This is a genomic window from Methylocaldum gracile (assembly GCF_053646815.1).
The window spans coordinates 658,633-675,121 of record NZ_CM132196.1 but is presented as its reverse complement, the minus strand read 5'-3'; the positions used below and the strand labels follow the sequence as shown (position 1 = coordinate 675,121).

The following is a 16,489-nucleotide window of genomic DNA, read 5'->3' as shown; positions in this document are numbered from 1 at the left end:
CCCGCGATTTGCTCAGGCAGCTTCACGGTCGACCTCATTCAGGCAGATTTCGGCTACCACCTGGGCCGCATCCGGCTTCGCCAGGGCCGATGCGCGCTCCGCCATGGCCTTCAGTCGGGCCGGTTCCTGCATCAGGGCGGTGATTTCTTCGGCAAGACGCTCCGCGGACAGCTCGGCCTGAGGAATCAGCACGGCCGCTCCATTATCGACGAGGTACCGGGCATTGTGAGTCTGATGATCGTCTATGGCGTATGGATACGGAACCAAGATCGACGGCAACCCCGCCGCGGTCAGCTCACTGATCGTCATCGCTCCCGAACGGCAAACCACCAAATCTGCCCAGGCGTAAGCCTCGGCCATGTCCTCGACAAATGCTTCGATCCGCGCCGACAGTCTCAATTGTGCGTACCGGACCGCTGTTTTTGCCCGCATCGCCTCTCCGGTCTGATGAAAAACGCGAATCGGCATCTCAACCCTCGCGAGGGCCTCCGGCACGATCTCGTTCAAAGCCCTGGCGCCTTGGCTACCTCCGAGAACCAAAATCTTAAGGGGCTCGTCCCATCCGGCCCCGATTTCTCGTTTAAGAAAAACAATTTCTTGCCGTACCGGATTTCCGGTACAGAGCGCTCCCAACTTGGGTGCGAAACTATCGGGAAAAGCTTCCAATACCGCTTGCGCCCTCCGGGCGAGCCAGCGATTGGTAGTTCCTGGAATGCGGTTTTGCTCATGAAGCACCAAGGGGATACCCAGCAGACGCGCCATAAGCCCCCCCGGCCCCGAGACGAATCCCCCCATCCCGAGAACCACGCTCGGCTTGACGCGACGCAAAATGAACAATGCCTGCAAGCAAGCTTTCGTCAGCATGAACGGAAAACTCAACTTGGCTAACCAGCCCTTGCCGCGCAAACCTGACACCGACAACCATTCCACGGGGATACCGGCCGCCGGCACAACTCGAGCCTCCAACCCGGACCGAGTCCCCATCCAGACTACCTCGTGCCCCCGCGCCAAAAGCTCCCGCGCGACCGCCAAGGCCGGATACACATGACCGCCGGTACCGCCGGCCATGATCATCAGACGTGCGCCCATTTGGCCCTAACCCTGGGCGCCGCGGCATAAGCCTCGAGGGCTTCGCTCCGAACCCGAAATAAAAGTCCTAATGCCGCACACATAACCATCATGCTTCCGCCGCCGTAACTCATCAGCGGCAAGGTCAGTCCTTTCGTGGGCAACATGCCCATATTCACTCCCATATTGATAAACGATTGAAGTCCAAACCAAATACCGATGCCGTAAGCAACGAACGCACCAAAGCGGTTCTCAGCCCGGTCGGCCAGCTGACCTATTACGAGCGCACGCCAAACAATCAGCATAAACAGCGAGATAACAGCGGTGGTACCGACCAATCCCAACTCTTCGCCAATGATGGAAAAGAGAAAGTCGGTATGCGCCTCCGGCAAATAAAACAGCTTTTGCACGCTCGAACCCAAACCCACCCCGGTCCACTCGCCGCGACCGAACGCGATCAGGGCCTGGGTAAGCTGAAAACCGGTATCGAGCGGATGTTCCCAGGGATTGGTAAAACTGAGTACGCGCTTCAAACGGTATTCAGCGCTGTAAATCAGCCCAACCCCGGCAAATGTCATTAGGCCGAGCAGTACGCCGAACTGCCATAATCTCGCACCACCCAGAAACAACATGCCCAGTGCCGTCGCCATGACTACCGCAGTCGCACCGAAGTCGGGTTCCATGAGCAGCAGTAATGCACCTATGGATAGCAGCGCCAGAGGCCGGATCATTCCTTGAACCGAGTCGCGCACCGTGTGGAGATGACGGTGGATATAGCTTGCCGTATAAATGACGGCGATGAGCTTGAATACCTCGGAAACCTGAACCCGTATGCCGAATAAGTTGATCCAGCGCGAACTCCCGTTCACGACCTTGCCGACGCCGGGCATCAAAACCACGACCAGTAGAATGAGCCCAAACAGGAACAAGCTCAACGACGATTTCTGCCATGACTCTAACTTGACCGAGGCGACGGCGCAACCGGCGCAAAGACCGAGAGCGATGTGGACTAGCTGGTGTCGGGGGAAATAAAAACTGTCCTCGGCGAGTTTCTCCCCGAGGTGCAGAGAGGCCGAGGCAACCATTACGAAACCGAGGAGCAGAAGCCCTAAGGACGCAACCAATAAGACAGTGTCCAAATAAAAGCGCCGGTCCCCCCAATGCAGCACCAACCCGCGGCCGCGGACCGTCACTTTCGCCCTCATGGCGAAAGCCCCATGACTTCTTCCGTGAACACCCGTCCCCTTTCCTGATAGTCCTTGTATTGATCGAGGCTGGCACATGCCGGAGCCAGCAGAACCGAATCGCCACGCTGCGCCAAGGACCGTGCAGCCCGGACCGCCTGACGCATATTCTCGACGCGGACCGTGGGAACGACATCTCTCAACGCCGTTTCCAACAACGGGGCGTCTTTGCCCATCAGCACCGCCGCCCGCACCTTTTCGGCGACTACGGGTCTGAGTACGGAGAATTCTGCATCCTTACCATCCCCCCCCGCAATCAGTATTGCCTTGGAATGCAACCCGGCCAAGGCCGCCATGCACGCACCGACGTTGGTGGCTTTGGAGTCGTTAATCCACGTGACGCCGTCGATTTCCGCCACCGTTTGCATGCGATGCGCCAGCCCCTCAAACTTTTCGAGCGCATTGATCATGGCCGCTTGCGACAAGCCGATCGCTTCTCCCAGCGCGACGGCAGCCAGGGCGTTGGATACATTATGGCGTCCTTGAATACCGATTTTCTCAGTCCGGATCAGCGGCTCGCCGTGACTTGTCAGCCACTCCGCTCCGTCGGCGACCGAAATGCCGTAATCGACACCCGACTCTCGCAAGCCGAACCACACACAGCGTCGATCCGGTTCCACCATCGCCGCAACCATAGGATCGTCGCGATTCAGCACCATTACGCCCTGCCCGCGAAAAATTCGTCGCTTGGCATCGGCATAAGCCTGGATGTCCGGATAGCGATCCATATGATCGGGGCTGATGTTGAGAACGGTCGCTGCGTCCGGCCTTAAAAGCGAGGAACGCTCCAACTGAAAGCTCGACAGCTCTAGAACGTAAAGCTCCGCTCGGTCGTCCAGAAGCTCCAGCATCGGTGTACCGAGATTCCCCCCCACTCGCACATTCCTGCCGTCGGCTTCCGCCATCAGGCCGACTAGTGTCGTTACGGTACTTTTGCCGTTCGCTCCCGTGATCGCCAGAATGGGCGCTTTCGCCATGCATGCGAAAAGATCGAGATCGCCGAATACCGGTATCTTCCGCCGTTGAGCCTCCTTGATTTTCGGCTGGTCCAACGGCACGCCCGGGCTAACGATCAAATGGGTAGCGGCCGAGAATGCCGCACTGTGAAGGCCGCCCAGAAAGACTCCGGCGTCGGGGCAAGTCTCGCGCAATTCTGCCAGACACGGGGGCCATTCCCGAGTATCGGTCACCGCAAATTCGATACCTTGGCCTGCCAGAAAACGCGCTACCGAAAGACCGGTCTTGCCCAACCCGAAAATCAGAACACGCGCGGAGCGGCGGTCCAATCCGAGTTTGTCCAATGGATTTACGGCATCAAGATAAACCTCTGCGTTTGCCGCCATCTTTCACCTCAACTTCAAGGTCGCGAGTCCAATCAAGACCAGAATCACGGTGATGATCCAAAAGCGTACGATCACGCGCGGTTCCGGCCATCCCTTTAACTCGAAATGATGATGAATAGGTGCCATGCGAAAAATACGGCGACCGGTGAGCTTGAATGAAATGACCTGAAGCATCACCGATAAGGTCTCCATGACGAACACGCCGCCCATGATCATCAGCACGATCTCTTGCCGGACCAAAACAGCGAGTGTTCCGAGAGCGGCGCCCAGCGCCAGGGCACCAACATCGCCCATGAAGACCTGAGCCGGATAAGCGTTGAACCAAAGAAATCCGAGCCCGGCCCCCACCAAGGCGCCGCAAAATACCACCAACTCGCCCGCCTTGGGTATAAACGGAATGCCTAGGTATTCGGCAAAGTTCACGTTGCCCGAGACGTAGGCAAAGATGCCGAGAGCACCGCCCACGAGCACCGTCGGCATGATGGCGAGGCCGTCGAGGCCATCGGTCAGGTTCACCGCATTGCTCGAACCTACGATCACGAAATAGGCCAGAATTGGATAGGCGAAACCCAAGTTCAGCACAACCTGCTTGAAGAACGGCACAATGAACTGAGTCTCGGTCGAGACCGTGGCAGTGCCATAAAGAAACACCGCTGCCGCCATACCGACCACGGACTGCCAAAAGTACTTGTGTCGTGCGGCCAAGCCGTCGCTATTGCGCAGTACCAGCTTTTTGTAATCGTCGACGAAACCCACCAGGCCGAATGCCAGCGTGACCAGCAAAATGACCCACACATAGCGATTGCTGAGATCGGCCCAAAGCAGGGTGCTGATCGCTATCGACACCAGAATGAGCGCCCCGCCCATGGTCGGGGTTCCTGCTTTGGAAAAATGGCTCTGCGGCCCGTCGCTCCGGATACTCTGTCCGACTTTATATTTACTGAGGTGTCGGATCATCACCGGTCCGACAATGAATGAAATGATCAGGGCGGTTAACACGCCCAAAATGGCTCGTAACGTCAGATACTGAAAGACGCGAAAAACGTCGAAGTACTTTTGGAGAGCCTCTGCCAGTATCAGCAGCATAGATCGCTCCGCTCCCGCAATGCCTCTACTACCCGCTCCATATGTTGACTGCGTGAACCTTTAATCAATAACACAACGTTCTCGTTAATCTGCTGTCGTATTTGTTCAATCAACTGGTCCTGCTCTTGGCAATACAGAGCACCTTCGCCGAAAGACTCCGCCGCCCGGTCCGCATTCGGGCCCACGGCAAATAACCGAGCCACGCCCATCGCTTTCGCTTGGCGGCCGATCTCGGCGTGCAACTCCGCGCTCGCCTCACCCAGTTCGCCGAATGCGCCCAAGGCAACCCAGTGCTCGCCCGAAAGCTGCCGTAGCACATTTAGAGCGGCCCGAAAGGAATTGGGATTGGCGTTGTAGGCATCGTTAATCAACAAGGATCCTCGAATGCCGTTTGCCGGCTCGACGCGCCCCGGCACCGGAACAACGCGGGAAAGCCCTGTCCGTATCTGTTCGATATCGAAACCCAGTGCGTAAGCCACCGCTGCCGCCGCTAGCGCATTCGTCACGTTATGATTTCCAGCCAAGGACAAAGCCAGAGGATAACGGCCTCCTTGATATAGAAGATCGAAGGACGAGCGGAACTTACCGTCGCTTATGCCCGTTCGTATGGAATCCGCATCGGCGCGTACCACAGCATCGGGGCCGAAGCCGAAACTGATGACCTCCCGGGAGCCGGCCATTTCGCGCCAGCGTCCGAAGAAACGATCGTCCGCGTTAAGCACGGCAGCACCGTCCGGCCCGAGTGAAGCAATCAATTCTCCTTTTGCTGACGCCACGCCCTCGAGCGAGCCGAAACCTTCCAGATGCGCCGCTCCGGCATTGGAAATTACGGCGACGTCCGGTTTCGCCAATCCGGCGACGTAAGCAATCTCGCCCGGATGATTCGCACCCATTTCTATTGCTGCAAAACGGTATTCGTCCGCCAGCCGCAACAACATCAAAGGAACACCGATATCATTATTGAGGTTGCCCTGCGTCTTGAGCACCGGTGCGGCAACTCCCAGGATGGCCGCAATCATCTCTTTGACGGTCGTTTTTCCGTTGCTGCCGGTGATGCCGACTAAACGACCGGTCCAACGATCGCGGCAAGCCGCCGAAAACCGTCCGAGCGCTATTCGTCCGTCTTCGACCCTCACTTGTGGCAATTCGCAATCGGTCCAGCGCTCGACCACTGCTCCACAGGCACCCGCCGATTTCGCTTGGGCGACGAACTCGTTGCCGTCGAACCGGGCTCCGCGAATAGCCAGATAGAGATCACCGGGCTTCAAAGACCGGGTATCGATACTTAGATTCTCGAATGCCACATCGTCGCCATGCCGCTCACCGCCGACAATCGTGCTGAATTCGGAAAGACGCATCTTCATCTCGGCAACTCCAGTGCGGAAAGGATTTCCATTACCACTTCGCGATCACTGAAAGGATATTTCTGGCCTTGAATTTCTTGGGTGTCTTCGTGTCCTTTTCCAGCTACCAGAACGATGTCGCCGACAGCCGCCCGTTCGAGTGCCCAGGCGATGGCTTCACGGCGATCGCGGATCGTGACGGTATTACCGAGACGACAACCGGACCGAATATCCCGGATGATCTGGTCACCATTCTCGGAGCGGGGATTGTCATCGGTCAATACGACGCCGTCGGCCAGATCTTCTGCGACGGCACCCATCAGCGGCCGCTTGCCGCGGTCGCGGTCGCCGCCACACCCGAAAACCACCCACAACTTTCCTTCGCAATGCCGACGCAAGCTCCTCAAAACACTGGCAAGGGCATCGGGGGTATGGGCGTAATCCACGACAGCGGTCCGCCCTCGCTCGGAAAATCGTTCCATGCGTCCGGGCACGGGGCGAACATTCTTGAGCAGTTCCGCTGCTTCGGGCAATTCGCAATCCAAACCAAGCAAAACGGCCAAGGAAGCAGCCAGATTTTCCACGTTGAAATCGCCGTAGACCGGTGCGAACACATCGGCAAGCTGCTGACGATACCGTGCCTGAAAAGCGATTCCTTGCGAATCTTGATGTACGACGCTTACGGAGACCACGGCTCCAGATCCGATTTTTCGCTCGCGCGAACTAAAAGCGACCAATTTTAGATGAGATGGTGCCCGGCTCAAAATGGCGTCGGCGATCGGATCATCGGCGTTGAAAACCGCGAATTCGAGCCCCGGCCAAGCCAGAAGACGTAACTTTGCTTCCAGATAGGCATCCATCGTACCGTGGTAATCCAGATGATCACGGCTGAAATTCGTGTATAGCGCCCCCTTGAAACGGACGCCGTTGAGTCGACCCTGAACCTGGCCGTGGGACGAGGCTTCCATGGCTATGAACTTGACGTCTTGGCCGTGCAGGCGAGCCAAAAGATCGTGAACTTCGATGGCGTCCGGCGTGGTGTGGTGAGTAATCTCGAGTGAGCCGGGCACCCCCCAGCCCAGAGTTCCGATTACGGCAGCCGGCGCTTTAGCCGAAAGTGCATCGGCGAGGAAGTGGCTACACGAGGTTTTGCCGTTGGTGCCGGTAATGCCGACAATGTCCAAGAACGCGGACGGCTCGCCGAAAAAACGATCCGCGATAAAGCCGATTTTTTGGTCGAGCGACTCGACCGGCATGCAGGGCATTCCGGCAATACCCCTTGCCAAAACATCGCCGTCATCCGCAGGATCATAAATGATGGCCGAACAACCTTGCCGAATCGCCTGTTCGGCATGGTGCATGCCATGCGAACGGTGTCCCGCCAGCGCCACGAAAAGATCGCCTGGACGAGTGCGCCGACTGTCATGACTGAGTCCGCCGACCTCAACCGAACGCGAAACGGGAGCATCGACAAAGCCGGACAATAAGGCATCCAGCCTATGCGCCCGAATCTGTGTTTCGACGGTCGTCATGCGGGCTCATCCTGCTGCGCGGCGAGGATTGGCATGATATCTCCCTGATCCGGGGCGATGTTCAACAATCGCAAAGCCCCCTCCATGACACGCGAGAAAACAGGCGCGGCCACCGCTCCGCCGTAATACTCGCCTGCTGACGGCTCATCGATCATGACCACCATGACTAGGCGTGGCTTGCTTGCGGGCGCCATTCCCGCGAAAACCGACAAATAACGTGAAGATGAGTAGCCGCCCACCCCGCTTTTCTTGACCGTCCCGGTCTTGCCGGCCACGCGAAAGCCTGGAATGGCAGCCTTCAGCGCGGTCCCTTCACGGGTCACGACTTGCTCCAGCATTGCGCGCACGCCGCCAGCGGTCTGGGCCGACATGATCCGATGCAATTCGGGTGAGTTGTTTCGCTTGACCAGACTTACCATGGGCATCACCCCGTCATTGGCCAAGGACAGGTAAGCTCTCGCGAGCTGTAACGTCGAGGCGGATACGCCATAACCAAAGGACAAGGTCGCCTGTTCGAACGGACTCCAGCCTTGATAGTCCGCAAGGCGACCATTGGCCTCACCGGGAAAACCGGTCTCCAAAGGTTGGCCGAAACCTAGATTGTTATAGAACGCCCAGAACTTTTTCGAAGGCAAGTTGAGCGCGATCTTGGTGACGCCCACGTTGCTCGACTTTTGAAGGACATGCGCAACATCGAGAACGCCATAGTTGTGGATATCCTTGACGATGTTGTGTCCCACGCGCATCGTACCCGGCGCCGTATCGATCACGGTATCGGGGCGGTACAGTCCGAGCTCCAGGCCCAGGGCCACAACAAACGGTTTCATCGTCGAACCCGGCTCGTAAATATCGGTGATCGCCCGGTTGCGCGACGCACTGCCCTTGACCTGAGTACGGCTGTTGGGGTTGTAGGAAGGCTGATTGACGATCGCCAACACTTCACCCGTCTGAGTATCCAGCAACGCCAAAGAGCCGGAGCGCGCTTGATGCTGAAGTACGGCTTTCTTGAGTTCTCGATACGCTAAATATTGCAGGCGCTGATCGATGCTCAGAGCAAGATCCTTGCCGGGTACCGGCGGCCTGATGCTTTCCAAGTCTTCGATGACGCGCCGCTTGCCGTCACGGATTATCCGCTTGGCGCCCTCCACGCCCTTCAGCCAATCGTCGTAGGCCAATTCCATCGCCTCTTGGCCCTTGTCATCGATATTGGTAAAGCCGACCAGGTGAGCAGCCACTTCTCCGGTGGGATAGTACCGACGATATTCGCGCTCCGAATAAACACCCGCGATGCCCAGCGCAATCACCTGGTCGGCCAATTCTGGGCTTATCCTTCGCTTCAGATAAGCGAAACTGCGATGCTCGTCGCTTCCGACGTGTTTCTCGAGCGCGCCGGACGATAGGCCTAGAAGATCCGCCAAGGCTTTGCGCTTGTCCGCCGGAATCTGTGCCTCGCGGAACTCCTTCGGATTGACCCAGATGGATTTGACCGGCGTGCTGATGGCCAGCAACTCTCCGTTACGATCAAAAATCCGCCCCCGGTGCGCCGGCACCGGTAATATCCCGACGTGACGCAGATCGCCTTGACGTTTTAAGAATTGTCGATCCAACACCTGTAGGTAAACGGCGCGTCCGATCAAACCCGTCATGGCGACCAGCATAACGATCAACAGAAAATACCAGCGACCGCTGTAGTCTGCCTCATTTACCGGCCTGGGTTGGATAATCAACATATTTCGGCGCGACGTCTAAGGTTTGATATAAATGATTGATTCTCTAGCAGGCAACATCATGCCCAAGCGGCCGTGCGCCAGCCTCTCGATACGGCTATGCTCGGCCCACGTATTTTGCTCGAGCTGCAACTGTCCCCATTCCTCGTCATAGGCGTCCAGCTCCTGCTCGAGCTGCTGAACCTCGGCGAACAACATCCTCGAGCGATACTTGGTGTACACAACACCCAAGGCAGAGGCCACGGCCACCACAAGCAACATCAGCAGAAATCTCATGATTGGATGCGCTCCGCCACGCGCAGGACCGCACTTCGAGCACGCGGATTGCTTCGAACTTCCTCCGGCTCCGGCATGCGAGCTTTACCGATGCGCTTCAGCCTTCCAGGCTCGGTAGGGTGCAAGGAAAAATGCGAGAGCACCGCCCCTCCGCGCTCCTCATCACGCATAAATCGCTTCACGATCCGGTCCTCCAATGAATGAAAAGCTATGACCACCAACCGCCCGCCGGGCTTTAGTACATCCATGGCTTGCCGCAGTCCCTGCTCAAGCTCCTCCAGCTCTCTGTTTATGAAGATGCGGATCGCCTGGAAACTCCGCGTCGCCGGATGTTTGCCTCTTTCTCGCGTGGGAACGGCCTTTTCGATGAGCTCGACCAATTCACCCGTGGATACGATCGGGCTTTTCGAGCGCCTCTCGATGATCGCCCCGGCGATGCGCCGGGCATAACGCTCCTCGCCGTAATCCCGAAGCACGCTGACCAGCTCGCTCTCGGACGCACCCGCGAGCCATTCGGCCGCCGTCATGCCTCGGCCGGTATCCATGCGCATATCCAAAGTACCGTCGCGCATAAAACTGAATCCCCGGCCCGCCTCATCCAACTGAGGCGAAGACACGCCTAAATCCATCAACACTCCGGCGACATGACTTGACCATCCGCGGAGCTGTACAAATTCGCGCAGACTCGCAAAACTGCCGTATTCGAGGGCAAACCGCGGATCCGTCATAAGCCGCTGGGCCTCTTCGGAGGTTACGGCTTCGGGATCTTTGTCCAAAGCCAGCAGTCTTCCTTCCGGCCCCAAGCTATCGAGGATTGCTCCACTATGTCCGCCACGCCCGAACGTGCAGTCGACATACAAGCCGTCAGCCTTCAGTGCCAAACCATCCAGCACCTCACGCAGCATGACCGGCCGGTGCGCCCGATCTTCCTGACTCACAGCGCCAAAGATCCCAACTCGGGCGACAAGTCCTCCAGGCTCTCCAGGCGCTCCTCTTCGATCCACTCGTCACGAGAGGCATTCCAGGAATCCTCGTCCCAAATCTCGAATTTATTACCTTGACCGATCAACGCCACACGCTTTTCCAATCCGGCGAACTTCCTCAAAGGCTCGGGAACCAGAAACCGTCCCTGGCCATCCATCTCACACTCGGTGGCATGGCCGATCAACAGGCGCTGCAAACGCTTTGCCTGTTTATTTAGAGAAGGAAGCTTCACCAGCTTGCGCTCAATCTCTTCAAACTCGGGAAGCGGGTAGAGCATGAGGCATTTGTCCAGACCGACCGTAACCACCAATTGGCCGTCACAATTCTCATGCAACTCCGCTCGATAACGCGTAGGCATGGCCAGACGACCTTTTTCGTCGAGATTGATGGAGTTAACGCCTCGAAACAAGAAATCCCCCTACTTCCATTGGGCTCCATTTTTTTCCACTTATTACCACCTGAATGGAATATAGAAATCATCTGCAACCAAGTCAAGCAAGATCCTTGAATATTTTTTCGGGGCAATGGCATAGTCGAAACCAACCTCGACGAAGGCGCCTCGACTGGAAGGTTCTTTTTAATAATCAACAATTTGTTACATACACCGAGAGAGACTTCGGTGCTCGATGAACTCGACGAGAAACCGTGAATCAGCGGATTGTCAGTTTTCACTGCGCGAGCGCGGCAAAAACGGGCTTGATCGGCGATCCAACCCGAAGGGCGATATTGCTCGAAACCCGTCACGCCAAACTCGTTGATCGGTTGGGATACGCGCCATGAAGGGAATAGAGTTCTGTCGTGGATAGAGGCAATGCCTCTATCCATCGAAAAATTTGCAGATGAAGTTGAATGAAATCGGCGTCGCTGGCGGCGACTAGATCAGACAATGACGAAAAAGATCATTCCGGAATGGAGAAGCTTTTCCGAGGAATAGGCCTAACGACCACCATCCCCCGGAAAATTACAAAAATCGATCATGCACGAATCGGAAAACATCGCCCCAGGGCTGCAAAAGCCCCGGAGAAAGCAAACTCATTTCGTCGCCTTCTTCATAAATCCGATGCTCCCCTCTTTATTAACGTTTGCGTAGTTGTTGATACAGAAACCAATCGAAAAGGCTACGGAAGCCACAAGCAAGCCAGTTAACAGAAGCTCAACCCAAGTCATCACAATCATTTAAACCTCCCGCGGGTATCAACCGACTAATGATCGCCAGCGGTTCCATCATATTACGCCACTTTACGTTTACAATAATCAAAATTATATAAATATTGATTCCTCACAAGAAACTATAATGATCGATAGATGCAAACGTTGACCAAGCTTCTTTATATAAGAATCGCTTGCCCCTGAACGACAACGCGGCACACGCGAAACGACACCGAAGGCTAATTTCCGGCGAGCAGAGGAAATGGATTGATAGCTCTACCCCCTGGAAGATAGAGGCCATAGTGAAGGTGGCTCGGCGTAGTGCGAGCGTTACCCGTATTCCCTACGTAACCCAAAAGATCGCCTGGCCATACGATATCCCCTACCCGGATCGGTGCCACACGTTCGAAATGAGCGTAATAGTGAACCTGACGGCCGGGCCCCAACACCGAGACGACATTCCCGCCTAATCGATTCTGTCCGACTCTCATAACAATCCCGTGCGTAGTCGAACGGACAGAGGTTCCTTTGGGAGCGAAGATGTCAATCCCCTCATGCGTTCGGCCGCCGCTTCTTATCGCTCCCCATGTATCTTGCAGATTTCGTGGTTTAACACCGGCGACGGGAACCGGCAGAGTGGTCGGCGGGTTTTCAAACAGAAGCCGGACAACAAAGACGGAATCTCGCACTATAGATCCCGGAAGGAGACTCGGAACCCCAAATAGAAAAAAAACAGCGATAAAGCCTTTAAGGATACGCAACATGCAACCCCAATAAATTCATCGTTCGTTATTAAATCTCCACGTAAAATTCTTACGTGAAGTTCAGCTCGAAACTTAGACTGATTACGATGAATTCTTTCCCGAATTGTCTATCGTTGGAGACGGGAGGAGACGGATTCGGCAGCGGACTCAAGCGCCGGCGAGTTACCGAACATGACTATTCAAAGACAACTTGGCGCTGCGCGCGACAAGGCAGAAGGCGAGTATTTCGGCGCTTCCCTGCGCCGTGTAGCACTGGGACCGACGAGGTCCAGTCGATGAAAGCCGGTTTAATGATCCGTCTGAGAACTGGTGGAACTAGCTTGCTCTTCAGTCGGATCTACCGTGTTCTTACCGAGCCCGGAATAGACGGGGCACCAGCGAAGACGAGCAGAAGCCAATAGAATACCGCCTACGATCAACAGCGGGATATTGGCCAGAAATACCGAGACTAGCGCCAGTGCGGCGCCGACACCGTAACGGATTTTCTGGTCTTTAAGCCCGACGTTGAGCTCGCGTTTAGTCATTTTTTTTATATCGAAACTCATCGCTAACCTCCTCTCTCAAAGAGAGTGCGATTGTGCAAGCTTCATATCAATCGCGCAAGCTGATTCCATTAAAATAGCACCATGGACATTACCCCGATTATCGATCCCCTGAATCCGGCTCAGCGAGAGGCGGTAACTTCGCCCACTCCGGCCCTTCTGGTATTGGCCGGCGCCGGAAGCGGCAAGACCCGCGTACTCGTACATCGCATCGCCTGGTTGATGCAGGTGGAAGGCACGTCGCCCCACGGCATCCTGGCAGTCACGTTCACCAACAAAGCGGCGAGCGAAATGCGCGGACGTATCGAAAGTCTGCTGAACATATCCGCTCAAAACTTATGGGTCGGCACCTTCCACGGACTCGCGCACCGCCTGTTGCGCCGTCATGCCAAGGAAGCGGGATTGCCAGATGCCTTCCAGATCCTCGACTCGGACGACCAGCATCGGCTCATCCGTCGTCTGCTCAAGAGTCTCGACCTGGACGAGGCCCGTTGGCCGCCACGCCAAGTACAATGGTTCATCAATGCCCACAAAGAAGAAGGACGCCGAGCCCGTCACCTGCCGGAGTCGTACGATCCATTCCAAAAACAGATGCAGCGCATCTATCTGGCTTACGAGGAACTCTGCGAGCGGTCGGGCCTGGTCGATTTTGCCGAATTGCTGTTGCGCGCCCACGAATTCCTGCGGGATACACCCGAAGTGCTGGATCATTACCAGCGCCGTTTCCATCACGTACTAGTAGACGAATTCCAGGACACCAACCGAATTCAGTACGCCTGGCTGCGGCTTCTCACCCGCGAGCGCGAGAATCTGTTCGTCGTTGGCGATGACGATCAGTCCATCTACAGCTGGCGCGGTGCGAAAGTCGAGAATCTCCATAAATTTCAGAAGGATTATCCAAGTCACCGTCTGATTCGGCTGGAGCAGAACTACCGTTCCACCAGCAACATATTAAATGCCGCGAACGCCCTCATCGCGAATAACGAAGGCCGACTCGGAAAAACCCTATGGACCGACGGCGGCATCGGCGAGCCGATTTCGGTATATGCCGCCTTCAACGAGCAGGAAGAGGCTTATTTCGTGGCCGAGCGGATAAAGCAGTGGGGGCAAGAAGGTAACGCCCGCCGAGATGCGGCAATCCTTTACCGCTCCAACGCTCAATCCCGCCAGTTTGAAGAGAAATTGCTGGCCATGGGAATTCCCTATCGGGTCTACGGCGGACTTCGCTTCTTCGAACGGGCGGAAATCAAGGACGCTCTCGCTTATCTCCGCCTGATCGCCAACCGCCATGACGACCCCTCCTTCGAACGAGTCGTCAATACGCCCGTGCGCGGCATCGGCGCCAAGACACTCGACTTGATCCGTGATTTAGCCCGCTCGGAGCGCTGCTCTCTTTGGCAGGCGGCGGAAATGCTCGGCCGCGACGCCGCGTTGCCCACCCGCGCCAGGAATCCCTTAGCCGGCTTTCTGCAACTGATTGAGACCATGACCCGAGACACGGCCGAGCTTTCTCTTTGGGAACAGGTGCAGCATGTTATTCCCACCTCGGGTCTCCGAGCCCATTATGAAAAGGAAAAGGGCGAACAGGCCGAAGCGCGAATCGAAAACTTGGACGAATTGGTCAACGCCGCCCGCCAGTTCGAATACGAGCCGCAACTGGATACGGAGCTTTCAAAGCTCGACCAGTTTCTGTCCCACGCCGCGCTGGAGGCCGGGGAGAATCAAAGCGACGAGTTCGAGGACTGCGTTCAGCTCATGACCCTGCATGCGGCCAAGGGACTGGAGTTCGAATTGGTGTTCATCGCTGGACTCGAGGAAGGATTGTTTCCCAGCCTGCAATCGCTGGAAGAACCGGGACGCCTGGAAGAAGAGCGCCGCCTTTGCTACGTCGGCATCACCCGCGCGAAGCGCAAACTTTACCTCACCTATGCCGAAGCCCGGAGGTTGTACGGCAAGGAAACCTATCCCCGCCCCTCGCGTTTCCTACGGGAGATTCCGTCCGAACATCTTCAGGAAGTCCGCATGCGCGGAAGCATCGGCCGACCCATGATTTCCTCACAGCCGTCAACCAGCACCACCGACAATAACGGTATTTTTAAGCTGGGACAGCGTGTTCGCCACGCAAAATTCGGGGAAGGCGTTATCCTTCAGTACGAGGGGGAAGGCAATCAAGCCAGGGTTCAGGTGAATTTTGCCGAATCCGGAGTCAAGTGGCTGATGCTCGCATACGCGAATTTACAGCGGCCTTGAAAAAGCCGCCTTGTCGCATGTTCGGCCTCGGTCAAGCATTTTTCTTCTCTTCCATCATCCGCTCGAGAATGGGGCGGAAAATGATTTCCATGGCCAGCCCCATCTTGCCGCCGGGCACGACGATCGAGTTGTAGCGGGACATGAACGAGTCCTTGATCATCGACAAAAGATTTTGGAAATCTACGTTGAACTTGCGTGGATTCTTGAAGCGGATAATCACGAGGCTTTCGTCCGGCGACGGAATGTCACGTGCGATGAATGGGTTCGAGGTATCGACCAGAGGCACTCGCTGAAAATTGATATCCGTCTGGGAGAACTGCGGAGTGATGACCTTCACGTAATCGTACATGCGTCGCAGAATCGTATCGGTCACGTCCTCCGGCTTGTAGCCGCGTTCCGCAGTATCCCTGTGGATTTTCTGAATCCATTCCAGATTGACGATGGGGACCACACCCACCAAGAGGTCCGCATATTGCGGAATATTCACGACCTCGTTCTTCACAGCGCCGTGCAATCCCTCATAAAACAATAAGTCGGTTCCCTCGGGAATATCGCCCCACGGCGTGAAGGTACCCGGTTTGTACCCCCCCAGACGCTGGCCTTCTTCCTCGTTGTGGATGTAATAGCGACGCTTGCCGGTGCCAGTTTCGCTGTACTGCCGGAACAAGCTTTCTAAATCCTCGAGCAGGTTCGCCTCGACGGCGAAGTGACTGAAATGCCGGCCCTCCGCTTGAGCATTGGCGATATGGCTACGCATTTCGGCACGGTCGTAACGGTGAAAACTGTCACCCTCCACCACCGCCGGCTCAATGTTCAGCCGAAAGAACAAATGCTCGAACGCCTGTTTTACGGTAGTCGTACCTGCACCCGACGAACCGGTGACAGCGATGACGGGATGTTTCTTGGACATGAGAGCCTCCTCCTATTTCGTTATTCTAACCGCACGGGCGCATGTATGGACCACGAGGCCACCCTAAATTCACGGCAGACTGCATCCAACCCGATGCAAGCGGCGACGACGCAGTACGGGCAAAAAGCGATATCGACCAACCACCTCATCACCGCCGCCCCCTGAAAACGCCTAATTCAACCATAGTGCACGGAACGACGGTGGCAGACTGCCGCCACGTCGAAGCTCTGCGCTACCCTTGCTGAATTTAAGATCGCGACTGAACACCGGC

General features: G+C 56.2%; 15 protein-coding genes. 2 read left to right on the top strand and 13 right to left on the bottom strand.

The genetic code is table 11. From position 1 onward, the window contains the following. Positions 1-12: 12 nt before the first annotated feature. From murG to mraZ, 10 genes are read right to left on the bottom strand one after another with little or no spacing between them, the layout of a single operon-like run. Positions 13-1,089 carry an undecaprenyldiphospho-muramoylpentapeptide beta-N-acetylglucosaminyltransferase gene (gene murG, locus ACWJJK_RS02980; RefSeq protein ID WP_086135153.1) on the bottom strand — a complete coding sequence of 359 codons (1,077 nt, stop codon included), beginning with the start codon at positions 1,087-1,089 and terminating at the stop codon, positions 13-15. After that, complete coding sequence (gene ftsW, locus ACWJJK_RS02975; RefSeq protein WP_454128632.1) at positions 1,074-2,273, bottom strand: putative lipid II flippase FtsW; 1,200 nt, start codon at positions 2,271-2,273, stop codon at positions 1,074-1,076. Before ftsW ends, murG begins: the two co-directional genes overlap by 16 nt. Continuing rightward, on the bottom strand, positions 2,270-3,655 hold the full coding sequence (murD, locus tag ACWJJK_RS02970; RefSeq protein WP_156880268.1) for a UDP-N-acetylmuramoyl-L-alanine--D-glutamate ligase: 1,386 nt from the start codon (positions 3,653-3,655) through the stop codon (positions 2,270-2,272). Before murD ends, ftsW begins: the two co-directional genes overlap by 4 nt. Positions 3,656-3,658: 3 nt before the next feature. Beyond that, positions 3,659-4,741: a phospho-N-acetylmuramoyl-pentapeptide-transferase gene (gene mraY, locus ACWJJK_RS02965; RefSeq protein ID WP_077728486.1), complete on the bottom strand. Its 1,083-nt coding sequence runs from the start codon at positions 4,739-4,741 to the stop codon at positions 3,659-3,661. After that, positions 4,732-6,105 (bottom strand): UDP-N-acetylmuramoyl-tripeptide--D-alanyl-D-alanine ligase, encoded by a 1,374-nt coding sequence (locus ACWJJK_RS02960; protein ID WP_434110199.1) that lies wholly within the window; start codon positions 6,103-6,105, stop codon positions 4,732-4,734. Before ACWJJK_RS02960 ends, mraY begins: the two co-directional genes overlap by 10 nt. Beyond that, on the bottom strand, positions 6,102-7,616 hold the full coding sequence (locus ACWJJK_RS02955; protein WP_454128631.1) for a UDP-N-acetylmuramoyl-L-alanyl-D-glutamate--2,6-diaminopimelate ligase: 1,515 nt from the start codon (positions 7,614-7,616) through the stop codon (positions 6,102-6,104). The genes ACWJJK_RS02960 and ACWJJK_RS02955 overlap by 4 nt, the downstream gene beginning before the upstream one ends. After that, the gene (locus ACWJJK_RS02950; protein WP_077728489.1) at positions 7,613-9,346 is read right to left on the bottom strand and encodes a peptidoglycan D,D-transpeptidase FtsI family protein; all 1,734 of its coding nucleotides are present in this window, start codon (positions 9,344-9,346) and stop codon (positions 7,613-7,615) included. The genes ACWJJK_RS02955 and ACWJJK_RS02950 overlap by 4 nt, the downstream gene beginning before the upstream one ends. Positions 9,347-9,361: 15 nt before the next feature. After that, complete coding sequence (gene ftsL / locus ACWJJK_RS02945) at positions 9,362-9,619, bottom strand: cell division protein FtsL (RefSeq protein WP_077728490.1); 258 nt, start codon at positions 9,617-9,619, stop codon at positions 9,362-9,364. Then, positions 9,616-10,557 (bottom strand): 16S rRNA (cytosine(1402)-N(4))-methyltransferase RsmH, encoded by a 942-nt coding sequence (gene rsmH, locus ACWJJK_RS02940; RefSeq protein ID WP_454128630.1) that lies wholly within the window; start codon positions 10,555-10,557, stop codon positions 9,616-9,618. The genes ftsL and rsmH overlap by 4 nt, the downstream gene beginning before the upstream one ends. After that, positions 10,554-11,012, bottom strand: a complete 459-nt coding sequence (mraZ, locus tag ACWJJK_RS02935; protein WP_077728492.1) for a division/cell wall cluster transcriptional repressor MraZ — start codon at positions 11,010-11,012, stop codon at positions 10,554-10,556. The genes rsmH and mraZ overlap by 4 nt, the downstream gene beginning before the upstream one ends. A gap of 440 nt (positions 11,013-11,452) precedes the next feature. Here mraZ and ACWJJK_RS02930 point away from each other — a divergent pair, with 440 nt between their 5' ends. Continuing rightward, on the top strand, positions 11,453-11,749 hold the full coding sequence (locus ACWJJK_RS02930) for a hypothetical protein (RefSeq protein WP_156880276.1): 297 nt from the start codon (positions 11,453-11,455) through the stop codon (positions 11,747-11,749). Positions 11,750-11,991: 242 nt separating this feature from the next. On the opposite strand, the gene ACWJJK_RS02925 is transcribed toward ACWJJK_RS02930, so the two are convergent. Continuing rightward, positions 11,992-12,516 (bottom strand): M23 family metallopeptidase, encoded by a 525-nt coding sequence (locus ACWJJK_RS02925; protein WP_454128629.1) that lies wholly within the window; start codon positions 12,514-12,516, stop codon positions 11,992-11,994. Positions 12,517-12,803: 287 nt separating this feature from the next. Beyond that, complete coding sequence (locus ACWJJK_RS02920; RefSeq protein ID WP_077728494.1) at positions 12,804-13,061, bottom strand: YgaP family membrane protein; 258 nt, start codon at positions 13,059-13,061, stop codon at positions 12,804-12,806. 81 nt (positions 13,062-13,142) lie between these two features. On the opposite strand from ACWJJK_RS02920, the gene uvrD reads away from it, so the two are divergent. Next, positions 13,143-15,308, top strand: coding sequence for a DNA helicase II (gene uvrD / locus ACWJJK_RS02915; RefSeq protein ID WP_086135149.1), 2,166 nt, complete (start codon positions 13,143-13,145; stop codon positions 15,306-15,308). A 31-nt stretch (positions 15,309-15,339) separates the two neighbouring features. On the opposite strand, the gene ACWJJK_RS02910 is transcribed toward uvrD, so the two are convergent. Further along, a complete protein-coding gene (locus ACWJJK_RS02910) occupies positions 15,340-16,218 on the bottom strand; it encodes a phosphoribulokinase (RefSeq protein WP_077728496.1) in 879 nt (292 codons plus the stop codon). Positions 16,219-16,489 lie beyond the last annotated feature (271 nt).